The sequence below is a fragment of the Arthrobacter sp. efr-133-TYG-118 genome, assembly GCF_030209755.1.
GTDB lineage: Bacteria > Actinomycetota > Actinomycetes > Actinomycetales > Micrococcaceae > Arthrobacter.
Genome location: NZ_JARVRH010000010.1, coordinates 145,575 through 159,203, shown reverse-complemented (window position 1 = coordinate 159,203; position 13,629 = coordinate 145,575). Strand labels below are relative to the sequence as shown.

Genomic DNA, 13,629 nt, shown 5'->3' with positions numbered 1-13,629 from the left:
CGGCCGCCGGCAAGCGCCGGCGGCCGTTTCCCGGCTATGCCGGGACGATGTTCACCAGTTTAGGCGCGCGCACGATCACCGTTCGGATGCCGCGGCCATCGAGCGCCCGCTGTACGTTTTCGCTGGCCAGGGCAAGTTCGCGCAGGGCGTCCTCGCTGATGTCCGGCGAGACGTCCAAGCGGTCGCGGACTTTGCCCTGGACCTGCACGACGGCCGTCACGGTGTCCTGGACAAGAAGCGACGGATCGTGGGAGGGCCAACCGGCGTTCGCCACGGAGGCCGGGTGGCCCAGCTGGTTCCACAAGTCCTCGGCCGTGTACGGCGCGAAGAGGCTCAGGATGACAGCCACGGCTTCGACGGCTTCACGGACGGCAGGGTCTGCGCCACCGGCACCGGAATCGATGGTTTTGCGGGTCGCGTTGACCAGCTCCATCAACTTGGCCACCACGACATTGAACTTGTTGTTGTCCAACAGCTCAGCGGCGTCGGCGATGGTCCTGTGGGTCACGGTGCGCAGCGCGCGGTCACCGGTGGAGACATCGACGCCGGGCTCGCTTGCGACGTCCTGGCCAAGGCGCCAGGCGCGGGCAAGGAATTTTGCGGAGCCGGACGGCGAGACGTCTGCCCAGTCCACGTCGTCCTCGGGCGGGGAGGCAAAGACCATGGTCAAGCGGACGGCGTCGACGCCGAACTTGTCCAGTTGCTCGCCAAGGTCCACGCCGTTGCCGAGGGACTTGCTCATGGCCTTGCCGCCGTTGAGGACCTGCCCCTGGTTGAGCAGGGCGCTGAAGGGCTCGTCCGCGGCGAGCAGACCCATGTCGTGGATGACCTTGGTAAAGAAGCGGGCGTAGAGCAAGTGCAGGATGGCGTGCTCGACGCCGCCCACGTACTGGCCGACCGGCATCCAGTCGTTGATCTTGGCCGGATCGAACGGTCCCTCGGTGTAGTGCGGGGAAACGAAGCGCAGGAAGTACCAGGACGAGTCAACGAACGTGTCCATAGTGTCCGTGTCGCGCTGGGCCGCCCGTCCGCAGTTCGGGCACTCGACGTTGACCCATTCCAGTGCCGCGGCGAGAGGAGACGTGCCCCTGGGAGACAGCGCCTCGCCGCGCAGGTTTTCGGGCAGCCGCACAGGCAGTTGATCGTCCGGCACCGGCACCTCGCCGCATTCGGCGCAGTGGATGATCGGGATCGGGGTACCCCAGAAGCGTTGGCGGCTCAGGAGCCAGTCGCGCAGGCGGAAGTTGACGAACTTCTCCCCTGTGCCCAGCTTTTCCAGGATGTCGATGGCTGCCGGGATGGCCTCGGCCTTGGACAAACCGTCCAGTTCGCCGGAGTTCATCAGAGTGCCCTCGCCGGCAGTTGCGATACCGGTTTCCGCCGGGTCTTCCCCTCCGGTGTTCAGGACCGGACGCACGGGCAGGTCAAAGGCGCGGGCGAAGTCGAGGTCGCGCTGGTCGTGCGCGGGCACTGCCATGATGGCGCCCGTACCGTAGTCGGCGAGCACGTAGTCGGCTGCCCATACGGGCAGTTTTTCTCCGTTGAGCGGGTTGACGGCGTAGCGGCCGGTGAACACGCCGGTCTTCTCGCGCTCAGTGGACTGGCGCTCGATGTCCGACAGGGCCTTGACCTTTTCGCGGTAGGCCATGAGGGAGTCGTGGTGTTCGGGCGTGACCAGGTCCAGCGCCAGGTGCGCGTCCGCGGCGACAACGAAGAACGTTGCGCCATACAGGGTGTCCGGGCGGGTGGTGAAGACAGTCACTTCGCGCTCGGCGCGGCCGTCCGTGGCTTCGATCGCGAAACGGACGTGTGCGCCCTCGGAGCGGCCGATCCAGTTGCGCTGCATTGCCAGCACACGTTCGGGCCAGTGCCCCTGGAGCTCGGACATGTCGTCCAGCAAACGGTCGGCGTAGTCGGTGATCTTGAAGTACCACTGGTTCAGGGACTTCTTCGTGACAGGGGTCCCGCAGCGTTCGCACGCGCCGTTGACTACCTGTTCGTTCGCCAGGACGGTCAAGTCCTTCGGGCACCAGTTGACCGGGGAATCCTTGCGGTAGGCCAGCCCGCGCTCGTAGAAGCGCTTGAACAGCCATTGCGTCCAGCGGTAGTACTCCGGGTCCGAGGTGTGTAGCCGGCGGGACCAATCGGCAGAGATCGCGTAACGCTTGAACGATGCGGCCTGCGTATCGATGTTGGCGTAGGTCCACTCGCTGGGGTGGGCGTTGCGCTTGATGGCGGCATTCTCTGCCGGCAGGCCGAAGGAGTCCCAACCGATGGGGTGCAGGACGTCGAAACCCTTCTGGCGGAGGTACCGCGCCACGACGTCGCCCATCGCGAAGGCCTCGGCGTGGCCCATGTGGAGGTCGCCTGAAGGGTAGGGGAACATGTCCAGCACATAGCGCCGCTCGCGGGAGCCGTCGTCAAGAGGGGTGAAGACTTTGAGGTCTTCCCAGACCTGCGGCCACTTGGCCTCCATGGAGGCGAAGCTGTAGACACCCTCCTCGGGCGTCTCGCCTGCCACTGTTGACTGTGCTCCGGTTTCTGTCTCCGGCTGAACGCTCACTGCTGCCCTCTTCTGTTCTTCCATGACGGTTTTGCCTCCTGCTCCGGATCCCGGAAGGTCCCGGACACACAAAAGCCCCTCGGCAAGGAGGGGCGGCCGCTCGGTTCGCGATGCTCTAGATCGACGTATACCGGGCGGCTAGCTAAGCAGAAGGATCGCACGCATAAAGCCACCTTACCGCTTTGTTATGTGTAGTGTGCAAACACGCAACAGACGCCGCACATCGCGCCGGTGAGCAGGCGCACTAGAAAAGGGGCCGGTGACTCCCCGCCATGGTGTGGCGGGCACCGCGATGGGGCCACAGCTGCGAGGGTCCCGACGCGAGCTTGCGAGCGTTTGGGAGCAGCTGGGGACGGGCGGGCGGGAGTTACCGGCCCCTTTTCGGGGCGAGTAGAACTAACTCGGCGGGCGGGGCAGGGGCCGCCCCATCGAAACAGGCGAGGCGGCCCCTAGCTTAGGTGAGGTGGCCTCCCTCAACCGAGGTGAGGCCTACTTAACGTCCTCGTCCACCCAATCCATGGACTTGGTCACAGCCTTCTTCCACAGGCGCATCTGGCGCTCCTGCTCTTCGGCCGGAAGCTGTGGCTCCCAGCGCTTGTCCTCGCCCCAGTTTGCGCTGAGTTCGCCGAGGTCTTTCCAGAAGCCGACGGCGAGTCCGGCCGCGTAGGCAGCACCCAGGGCCGTGGTTTCCACGACCTTCGGACGGACCACGGGCACGCCCAGGATATCGGCCTGGAACTGCATGAGCGCCTCGTTGGCGACCATGCCGCCGTCGACCTTCAACTCGGTCAACGGAACGCCCGAGTCCGCGTTGACGGCGTCGAGCACTTCGCGGGTCTGGAAAGCGGTGGCCTCCAGGGCCGCGCGGGCGATGTGGCCCTTGTTGGCAAAACGGGTCAGGCCAACGATGGCGCCGCGGGCGTCAGCGCGCCAGTACGGGGCGAACAGGCCGGAGAACGCGGGCACGATGTACACGCCGCCGTTGTCCTCGACGCCGGCCGCCAGCGTTTCCACCTCAGGAGCGGAGCTGATCAAGCCAAGGTTGTCGCGCAGCCACTGGATCAGTGAACCCGTGACGGCGATGGAACCTTCCAGCGCGTAGTGCGGTTTGGCATCGCCCAGCTTGTAGCCGAGCGTGGTCAGGAGGCCGTTCTTCGAGTGGACTATCTCCTCGCCCGTGTTGAAGATCAAGAAGCAGCCGGTGCCGTAGGTGTTCTTGGCTTCGCCGGCCTGAAACGCCGCCTGGCCAAAGGTTGCCGCTTGCTGGTCACCGAGGATGCCCGCGACGGGCACTTCGCGCAGCAGTTGGGAGGTGTGCACAGTGCCGTAGACCTCGGAGGAGGACTTGATGGCGGGCATCATGGACGCCGGCACGCCGAACGCGTCCAGGATCTCCTGGTCCCAAGCCAGTGTGTCGAGGTCCATGAACATGGTTCGCGAGGCGTTCGTGACGTCAGTGGCGTGCACGCCGCCGTCGACGCCGCCCGTCAGGTTCCACAGGACCCAGCAGTCAGTGTTGCCGAACAACAGGTCCCCCGCCTCGGCCCGTGCGCGGGCGCCTTCTACGTTGTCCAGGATCCACTTGATCTTGGTACCGGAGAAGTAGGTCGCCAGGGGCAATCCGACCTTCTGCTTGAAGCGTTCCGGGCCGCCGTCGCTGGCAAGCTCGTCGACGATGGGCTGCGTGCGGGTGTCCTGCCACACGATGGCGTTGTAGACGGGTTCGCCCGTGTTCTTGTCCCACACGACGGTGGTTTCGCGCTGGTTCGTGATGCCGACAGCGGCGATGTCGTGCCGGGTCAGGTTCGCTTTCGAGAGCGCCGAGCCAATGACCTCACGGACGTTGTCCCAGATCTCCACCGGGTTGTGTTCTACCCAGCCGGCTTGAGGGAAGATTTGCTCGTGCTCCATCTGGCCCGAGGAGACTATGTTGCCCGTGTGATCGAACACGATGGCACGCGAGCTGGTGGTTCCCTGGTCAATGGCGATGACGTATTGCGACATTGTGTGACGTCCTTGTCTGGTTGCTTATGTGCGGATGCGAGCTGTGTGTGGGCGGTGTACTACTTGGCGATGGTTGCCATAATCGGCACTGAGTGGGCGACGAGTCCGGCGATGGTTCCGCCCAGGAGCGGGCCGACTATCGGAACCCAGGAGTAGGCCCAGTCGCTGGAGCCCTTGCCCTTGATCGGCAGAATAGCGTGCGCGATACGCGGACCGAGGTCACGGGCGGGGTTGATCGCATAGCCCGTAGGGCCGCCGAGGGACGCACCAATGCCGACGACGAGTAATGCCACCGCGAGCGGTCCCAGGCCGGAGGGAGTTCCGCCGAAGGTCAGGATCACGAACACCAGCACAAACGTGCCGATGACTTCGGTGACAAGGTTCCAGGGGTATGAGCGGATAGCCGGTCCCGTGGAGAATACGGCGAGTTTGCTGGCTGCCAGCGGCTCGGCGTCGAAGTGCTGCTTGTGGGCGAGCCACGCGAAGATGGCGCCGAGGAAGGCGCCGGTCAGTTCTCCACCGAAGTAGGTGAACGTGGATGCCGCGCTCACGGCCACCCCCGGGGCGAACTCGGCCTTGCCGTCAACCAAGAGACCAAGCGTGACGGCCGGGTTCAGGTGCGCGCCGGACATAGCCGCCACGTATACGCCGGCAAATACAGCGATGCCCCAGCCAAAATTCACCATCAGGAACCCGCCGCTGTTACCCTTCGTGCCCTTGAGAGCGACGTTTGCCACAACGCCACAGCCAAGCAGGGTAAGCATGCCGGTTCCGAACACTTCGGAAAGGAAAACAATTCCGAGAGACATCTTTGACTCCTCATTTTCTTCTGTTGTCAGCCCTGCAGGTTTTGTTGGGGCCGTTGGGCCGGCGTCTGTTAGGGCCGTCCCGGTTGCTGTCTTCCCTTACGGAGCGGAACACCGCAACCCTTGTGTCCTGGCTTCTGGGCCGGAACAATCAAGCTGATGTGACGTACATTACGTTCATGCGACGAGGCTGTGAACAGTCACGCCATGAAAACGCAGAAGCACCTCCTGGGCATGCTGGATTTCCGCTTCATGCCTCGTTGCATCCCAGCCAAGCTGGGCGGCGAGGACTTCGGCGATTTCGTTCAAAAGCTCCCCGGTCACGAGGCCCCGGAAGGCCAGCGAGGTGCGGCGGATGAGGACATCCACAAGGTGCCCGAGCTGTTCGTTGACGGCCATGAACTCGAGCTCCCGGACGCTGAGCTCGTTCGTGGAGCGCAGTTTCCGATCCTCGCCTGCCTCGAGGTAGGCAATGACGTCCTCGGCGCGGGTGCCGTAGCGGGTCAGCAAGCCGGTGACCCGATCGGCACTGAGGCCGGGAGCCATGTGCATCTTGACCCAGTCCTGGATTCCGTCTTCGCTGTCCGGGAAGCCCAGGCCGCCTCCGATGGCGAGCTTCGCCGTCGAGGTCTTCCGCTCCATGCCCAGCTCCCGGAGGACGTCGTTGCTCAGGTGTTCGGCGAGGGCCCGGAAAGTGGTCCACTTTCCGCCGATCAATGAAAGTACGACGGCGGCCTTGCCGCCTTGGGCGGCCGAAACGCCGGAGGCTTTCCGCTCGCTTCGCTCGATGCGGTAGTCGCGGGATACGAAGCCCGGCTGGGTGTCATCGTGGCGCGGAAGCGGCCGGACGCCGGCGAAGCTGTAGACGATATGGCTGCGCTCGACCTTGATGGAGGGGAAGACGTGACCGACGAGGTCGAAGAAGTAGTCAATCTCGCCTTCGGTGCACACGGCATCCTGGGCCATGTCGGCCTCGACGTCGGTGGTGCCGACCAGGACACGGTCACCCATCGGGTAGATCAGCACGATCCGCCCGTCCGTGTGTTCGAAGAAAATCTCGCGGCCGCCGCACGCTGCGAGCAATTCCGGGTGGTCCAGAACAATGTGGGAGCCCTTGGTTCCGCCCATGAAGCGGCTCTCGGCACCCATTGCCGCGTTGGTGAGGTCGACCCAGGCACCGGTGGTGTTGACGATCACGTCGGCCTGGAAGCTGAATTCCTCGCCTGTGAGTTCATCGCGCAGCAAAACAGCGCCCGCTGGGCCAGCTGATTCGGCGGCGGGGTCAGTCGAGAGAAGGGAAACGTAGTTGCTGGCTCGGGCGCTGCCGCCCGGCAAGCCGCTCCCGATGCCCGCCTTTTCGCCGTCCTGCAGCACATCGAGCGTCAGGCGCTCCGGGTTGTGCACGGACGCGTCAAAGTAGGTGGCCGCGTATTTGATGCCTGGGTGCAATCGCGGCAGCTCAGCCAAGGCCCTCGCCTTGCCACGGAACTGATGGCGGGGGACGCTGCCGCCGTCGCGGGAAAAGAAGTCGTACATGCTCAGTCCGAGCTTGATGAGGAAGGCGCCGCGTTCTTTCGGCTTGCCTTGCTTGTGCGTGAGGAAGCGTGTGGGTGCGGAAAGTATGCCGGAGAAGGTGCTGAAGATGGGGATCGTTGTCTGCAGGGGCTTGACGTAGTGGGGAGCGATCTTCAAAAGCCGGTTGCGCTCGACCACCGATTCCTGAACGAGGCGGAATTCCCCGTTCTCGAGATAGCGGATGCCGCCGTGGATCATGTGGGATGAGGCTCCGCTGGCGCCCTGGCAGTAATCACCGCGTTCCACGAGGGCGACGTCCACGCCTTGCAGTGCCAAATCACGGAAGGTTCCGACGCCGTTGATGCCGCCTCCGATGATCAGCACCTGGGCGTGCGGCCGTTCGCGAAGTGCCGAAACCGGGGTCCGACGTGGTGCTCCTGCTGCGGAACCGGAATTGCTGGTGTATCCCAAAACTGCTCCCTTGGGCTTTGGTGTGTGCGCTGCATCACTTGACGTCGCACCTTGCACAACTATTCTTCGAAGGAATGGAAAATGAAATCAAGCTACTTGCACAAACGTGCAGAATGGAATTGAGATGCCGCGATCACGACATTCAGAAGCCCTCCGGGCAGCACAGATGTACTACCTCCAGGACCTCACGATGGACGCCATTGCCCGCGAACTTCGGACCTCGCGTTCAACGGTCTCCCGTTTGCTGTCCTCGGCCCGCGAGTCGGGATTGGTCCAGATCCAGATCCGCAGTCCACTGGATTCCGCTCCCGAACTGGAGCGTATGATCCGCAACCACTACGGCGTCGATGTCCATGTGGTGCCCGTCCTGGACACCTTGAACGAGGCGGAAACCCTTGACCGGGTGGCGACGCAGGCCGCACGGACCATAGGTCCCCTGGTCGATTCCAATGCCATCATCGGAGTGGCCTGGGGTGCGACCATCAGCGCGGTCAGCAGGCACCTGACGCGCAAGATCACGCACGGCAGCACTATCGTGCAGCTCAACGGCGCGGGGAACATGCAGACCACCGGCATCACCTACGCGAGCGACATCATGCGCCGTTTCGGCATCGCCTACGGTGCACGGGTGGAACAGTTCCCGGTGCCCGCATTCTTCGACCATGCCTCGACGAAGACCGCTATGTGGAATGAGCGCAGCGTCCAGCGCGTGCTCGACCTCCAAGCCAGGATGAGCATCGCCATCTTCGGTGTCGGCTCGGTGCATTCGGACTACCCCAGCCACGTGTACGCAGGCGGCTACCTCGATGAAACGGACTTGAACCTGCTGGCCAGCTCGGACGTCGTGGGCGATGTTGCCACCGTCTTCTTCCGCGCCGACGGCTCTTCCGACGGGATCACCCTCAACGAGCGGTCGACCGGCCCAAGCCACGAGCAACTCAGGCAGGTCCGTCGCCGCATCTGCGTCGTGTCGGGTGCATCCAAGATCAACGGACTTCGCGGAGCACTTGAAGCGAAGCTGGCAACGGACCTGATCCTGGACGAGGCCACGGCGAAGCGCCTGGTCAGTTTCGGCAGCCCTTCCTGAATAATTGGAGGTCCCTGAAACATTCCCGGCATCGAGGTAGGTAGAGTCTTGGCTATGAAACCCTCGCCTAGGCTCAGTCTGAACAACGGTGTCTTGATTGACCAGTTGGGGTTCGGGCTTTACAAGGTGGCACCGGCGGATGCCACGTCTTTGGTCGCCACTGCGCTCGGTGCCGGCTACAGGCATTTCGATACAGCCGCCATGTATGGCAATGAGACCGGGGTCGGCCGCGGCATCGGCAGTGCGGTCATACCCCCGCCCGGCGTGGACAGCAACACGGGAGGCTCCGGGGAGGGCACTCACGGTCTCTCCCGCGAAGACGTCTTTGTCACCACCAAGCTCTGGAACGACGACCAAGGCTACGACTCCACCCTCCGCGCCTTCGATGCATCCATGGCCAATCTCGGCCTCGACTACGTCGACCTGTACCTGATCCACTGGCCTTGCGCAGGGCGTGGATTGTTCCAGGAAAGCTACCGGGCAATGGAAACCCTGTACCGCGAAGGCCGGGTGCGCGCGATCGGAGTCTCCAACTTCCAGCCAGCCCATCTCGAAGCACTCATGCAAAAAGCCGAAGTGGTTCCGGCGGTGAACCAGATTGAACTGCACCCATGGTTGCAGCAGGCCCGGCTCCGGACCCTCCACGAGCAGTTGCGCATCCGCACCGAGGCGTGGAGCCCTTTGGGCCGCGGCCAGGTCCTTCAGGATCCGGCAGTCCGGGCGCTCGCGGACAAATATGGAAAGACACCTGCGCAAATCATCATCCGCTGGCACCTCCAGCTGGGAAATATCGTCATCCCGAAAGCGAGCAGCGCGGCACGCATCCAGGAGAACTTCAATGTCTTCGGCTTTGAGCTGGATGCCGACGACATGGACGGCTTGGCCGCCCTCGAACGCCACCACCGCACCGGGTCACACCCGGACAACGTCAACTAGGACCTGCCGAATGGAACAAGTGGACACCAACCACTCCCCCGAACCCGCACCAGCCTCCCCACGGGAGTTCTTCAGCAAGGCCTTGGCCGCCCGGACGAGTGCCTCAGACATCGACCTCGACGGCAGTAACGTCGCATATTGGTGCTACGAGCCAGTCACGGTGACCGCGGATACCCGGACCATACTGGTCATCCACGGTTTCCGCGGCGACCACCACGGCCTGCTCCGCGTCGTGGACCATCTGCCGGAAATGCGGGTCATCATGCCTGACCTTCCCGGTTTTGGCAGCTCGGAGCCTTTCGCCGGAGACCCCCACACCGTGGAACGCTATGGGAAGTTCATCACCGGTTTCATGGCGGCCCTGGGCCTCGGACCTGACACGGTTCTCTTGGGGCACTCCTTCGGATCCATTGTCGCCAGCCACTTCGCCGCCGCGAACCCGGGAGCCATCCGTCCGCTGATCCTGGTCAATCCCATCGCCGCTCCCGCGCTTGAGGGCCCCAAAGGGCTCATGACCAAGCTGGCAGTGCTGTATTACCAGGTCTCGGCCAAGCTCCCGCGCAGGCTGGGACTCGCCGTCTTGCGCAGCCGCCTCATTGTCCGCGTCATGAGCGCAGCGATGGCCAAGACCCGGGACAGGGAACTCCGGGCCTTTGTCCATGGCCAGCACGATGCGTACTTCTCCGCGTTCGCCGACCGCGCGAGCCTCCTCGAGTCGTTCCGGGCTTCGGTGTCCAGCCATGTGGCCGAGGTCGCCGCGCAATTGGACCTTCCGGTGTTGTTGGTGGCCGGCGAGAAAGACGAGATCGCCCTGCTCCGGGACCAGCACAAGCTGTTGGAGATGTTGCCGGACGGCGCGCTGGAAGTGATTCCCGACGTCGGGCATTTGATCCACTACGAGACACCGGCGCCGGCCGCCGCCGCCATCCGCAGCTTCCTGGAGGAACACCCCGCGTGAAAATCGTCATAGATGCCCGCTTCACCCGCACGGACCATCATGACGGGATCAGCCGCTACGGATCGAGCCTCATTGCGGCGACGTCCAAGATCGCGGATGTCACGATGCTCATTAGCGACAAGCGTCAGTTGGCGCTCCTCCCGGATGTCCCCTACGTTCACATCAGCAGCCCGCTGTCCCCCTGCGAACTGTTCGTGGCTCGCGAAGTCAATAAGCTCGGGGCCGACGTTGTGGTTTGCCCGATGCAGACGATGGGCACCTGGGGCCGCAAGTACGGACTGGTCCTGACCCTGCACGACCTCATCTACTATGAGCACCCGGCCCCTCCGGGCTTCCTTCCCGCACCGGTCCGGTTGCTCTGGCGGCTCTACCACAAGGCCTACTGGCCGCAGCGATTGCTTCTCAACCGGGCCGACATCGTTGCCACCATCAGCCACACCACCGAGTCGCTCATGGCGAAGTTCAAGTTGACCCGCCGTCCGGTCCGGATCGTGGGCAACGCGCCACAGCCGGGCCAGACGCCGCGAGATCCCGCAGCCGGCGCCGAGAGATCCCTGCTCTACATGGGCTCGTTCATGCCCTACAAAAATGTGGAAACCATGATCCAGGGAATGGCCGAATTGCCCGGATTCACGCTGCATCTGCTCAGCAGGATCACCCCCCAGCGCCGCGCCGAGCTGGAGCCTTTGGTCCCGCCGGGAGCACGGGTCGAGTTCCACAACGGCGTCACGGATGCCGAATACGATTCCCTCCTGCTCCGGGCCACCGCCCTCGTCAGCCTGTCCAAAGCGGAAGGCTATGGCCTGCCCCTGGTCGAGGCGATGGCACTTGGCACTCCCGTGATCGCCAGTGACACTCCCATCTTCCGTGAGGTCGGCGGGGACGCCGCGAGCTATGTGCACGCCGAATCGCCGGGCGAATTCGCCGCGGCAGTCAAAGCCCTTGAAGATGCGGAATTGTGGCAGGCGCGCTCACGCCGCTCTGTGGAACGCGCAGCTGATTTCAATTGGGACGAATCGGCCCGCCAACTGCTGGCCGTGGCCGAAGAGATCGTTGCGATGCGGAGCCGCAAGCGGCGCTAGAGGACGTCGACGCCGTCGAGCCGCAGTTGCACTGGTCCCGAGGTGCGCTTCGCCGCGCTGGCTGCTTTGACGGCCCGCATGGAACGGGTGGCAGCAATTGCTTGTGCGTAGGGAATGAAGATCAGTGTCCGGACGTCCGGATCGCGTTCCTGTTCTCCCGCACGCTGCGCAGACAGCGTGAGGGAGACCGGCGCGGGGCCCGCGGTGCGCAGCTGGATAGTTTCGGCCAGGCTTTCGGTGAAGTGCACGACGTCGGCGCGCTTGCCTGTCACTGAGGCGATCCGGACTGCGGGCGGTAACTGGAGTTCCTGCCGGAGTGCCAGCTCGCGGGAGGCATGTCCCGCGGGGTCCCAGCGCAATAACGCGCCCGTCGCGGTGGTGTCGTCGGCAGTGATGACAACGAGCCCGCCTTCATTCGCGGGCCGCACGAGGGCTGCCGCGTTGAACCATCGCCGTACGGTGTCCTCACCGGCACGCAGGTTTTCCCTCCGCAGGAGCGAATTGCCGTCCAGGAGCAGCGCCGCCGCGTAGCCGCCGCTTGCGACCGGCTCAGCACCCACGGTTGCCACCACCAGTGCGCGGGCATCGGATACCGTGGCCTTGACCTGGTCCCCGGAAGACGTCACGACGGCTTTGCCTGGAAAAGCCCTGCCTAGTTCTTCCGCGGTCCGCAGCACTCCAGCGGCCCCCCTGCGAAGTCGGCCTCCGCCGCAATGACGGCAACGCCATTCCGGGGCGGGAGTGGAGCACCAACGGCACTGCGGCACAGCCGATTGGCCTGGGATTGCGAGGGGCCCCTGGCAGTTGTTGCACCTGGCGGTTTCGCGGCAATCCTCGCAGACAAGGGATGGGGCGTAGCCGGCCCGGGCCACCTGCACCAGGACAGGTCCGCGTTCCAGCCCCTCTTTGGCCGCCCGCCAAGCGGCGCCGGGCAATCGTGCAATCCTTGCCAGCGGGTCGCGTTCCTGCTCGAAGCTGTCAGCCGTATTGAGCACCCGCGGCGTGCTGGCGCGGACCACCGGCCGGGGTGCTTCCACGGGCACCGCCCAGCCGCCCTCGACAAGCCGCTGAAGCTCGGTGCTGCGGCTATGCGCAGCCATGAGGCATGCCGCCGATTCCTGTTCCGAACGCAAAAGCAGGACTTCCCGGGTGTGGGCGTAGGGAGCACGCTGGTCAATGTGGAGGTCGTCGCCGTCGTCCCAGCACACCACCAGCCCCAGGTCCTGCACGGGAGCGTAAGCTGCGGAGCGAGTGCCGACGGCCACCTTTGCGGCGCCGCTGAGGAGCCGGAGGTAGCTTCGGTACCGCGGGGTTGGGCCGTCGTCGGCCGTCAACCGCGCGACGTCGCCTGACGGCAGCACAGCGCGCAGGGCCGCTTCCATGCGGTCGAGATCACGATAGTCGGGAACGACGACGACGGCGCCCCGCCCTGAGGAGCGGACTGCCGCCACCGCAGACGCCACAAGCCCGGGCCAGCCGGCGGATCCAAAACCCTGTGTCGCAGTCAAGACGGCACGGGGTGAGCCACCTCCGGCCAGGTGTTGCAAGTACGGCGCCCCGTTGGTGTAGGAAGACCACGCCGCTTGGGCCCGCGAAGCGGTGCCCGTGGACGCGGAGCCCCGGGCAGCCCCGCCGTGCCCGTCCAGCGTGTCCGGCTCGTCCAGCCCTTCCGGTTCGTCCAGGAGGGAATCGCCGGACAGGAACTGCTTCTCCAGGCGCGCGACACGGGGCGGAATGGCGGTACGGAGGACATCGCTGAGCGTCCCGGCGTAGCGGGCAGCGACGCTGGAGGCAAGCTCCAGCAACCCCGGAGTCAGCACCGGGACGGCTGAGACCACCTTGAGAAGCGGAGTCAGGGCATGCCCGGCTTCCGACGATTCCATGCGCTCCAGAACGTAGCCGTTGAGTTCCTGGCCGCTGAAGCGGACTTTGACCCGGACGCCTGGGAGAGCGGTCCCGTCGAACTCGGCCGGGACGCTGTAGTCGAAAGACCTGTCGAGATGCGGCAAGGATGATTCGATCAAGACCCGGGCCACCGGATCGCTGGCCGCCATGGGTGGCCCGGCGGCGTCGCTCCCGCGCGAAGGGAAGCCCTGCAACAAGGACGGCTGATGGGACGCCGACGGCGACGCCATGGCAAACGGAAGCAATGAACCATCGCTCATGCTTGCCACCTCCCTGGTTCGGCTCTTGGGTCAAGCCAAACA

Annotated in this window: 9 protein-coding genes; 4 read left to right on the top strand and 5 right to left on the bottom strand. The window is 64.6% G+C overall.

Features of this window, described 5'->3' with window-relative positions:
* Positions 1-34: 34 nt before the first annotated feature.
* From leuS to QRN59_RS09590, 4 genes are all read right to left on the bottom strand, one after another.
* Entirely contained in the window at positions 35-2,563 is a 2,529-nt protein-coding gene (gene leuS, locus QRN59_RS09605) for a leucine--tRNA ligase (RefSeq protein WP_284982498.1), read from the bottom strand.
* A 489-nt stretch (positions 2,564-3,052) separates the two neighbouring features.
* Positions 3,053-4,567, bottom strand: a complete 1,515-nt coding sequence (glpK, locus tag QRN59_RS09600) for a glycerol kinase GlpK (protein ID WP_284982282.1) — start codon at positions 4,565-4,567, stop codon at positions 3,053-3,055.
* Between the two features lie 59 nt (positions 4,568-4,626).
* Positions 4,627-5,376, bottom strand: coding sequence for an MIP/aquaporin family protein (locus QRN59_RS09595; RefSeq protein WP_284982281.1), 750 nt, complete (start codon positions 5,374-5,376; stop codon positions 4,627-4,629).
* A 174-nt stretch (positions 5,377-5,550) separates the two neighbouring features.
* Positions 5,551-7,359 carry a glycerol-3-phosphate dehydrogenase/oxidase gene (locus QRN59_RS09590; RefSeq protein WP_284982280.1) on the bottom strand — a complete coding sequence of 603 codons (1,809 nt, stop codon included), beginning with the start codon at positions 7,357-7,359 and terminating at the stop codon, positions 5,551-5,553.
* Between the two features lie 124 nt (positions 7,360-7,483).
* Between QRN59_RS09590 and QRN59_RS09585 the strand changes: the two genes are divergently transcribed.
* From QRN59_RS09585 to QRN59_RS09570, 4 genes are read left to right on the top strand one after another with little or no spacing between them, the layout of a single operon-like run.
* A complete protein-coding gene (locus QRN59_RS09585; RefSeq protein WP_284982279.1) occupies positions 7,484-8,446 on the top strand; it encodes a sugar-binding transcriptional regulator in 963 nt (320 codons plus the stop codon).
* 54 nt (positions 8,447-8,500) lie between these two features.
* Positions 8,501-9,382, top strand: a complete 882-nt coding sequence (locus tag QRN59_RS09580; protein ID WP_284982278.1) for an aldo/keto reductase — start codon at positions 8,501-8,503, stop codon at positions 9,380-9,382.
* A gap of 10 nt (positions 9,383-9,392) precedes the next feature.
* Positions 9,393-10,340, top strand: coding sequence for an alpha/beta fold hydrolase (locus QRN59_RS09575; RefSeq protein ID WP_284982277.1), 948 nt, complete (start codon positions 9,393-9,395; stop codon positions 10,338-10,340).
* Positions 10,337-11,422: a glycosyltransferase family 4 protein gene (locus QRN59_RS09570; RefSeq protein WP_284982276.1), complete on the top strand. Its 1,086-nt coding sequence runs from the start codon at positions 10,337-10,339 to the stop codon at positions 11,420-11,422. Before QRN59_RS09575 ends, QRN59_RS09570 begins: the two co-directional genes overlap by 4 nt.
* Here the strand turns inward: QRN59_RS09570 and QRN59_RS09565 are convergent.
* Positions 11,419-13,587, bottom strand: coding sequence for a primosomal protein N' (locus QRN59_RS09565; protein WP_502871043.1), 2,169 nt, complete (start codon positions 13,585-13,587; stop codon positions 11,419-11,421). The two genes, QRN59_RS09570 and QRN59_RS09565, sit on opposite strands and share 4 nt — an antisense overlap.
* Positions 13,588-13,629 lie beyond the last annotated feature (42 nt).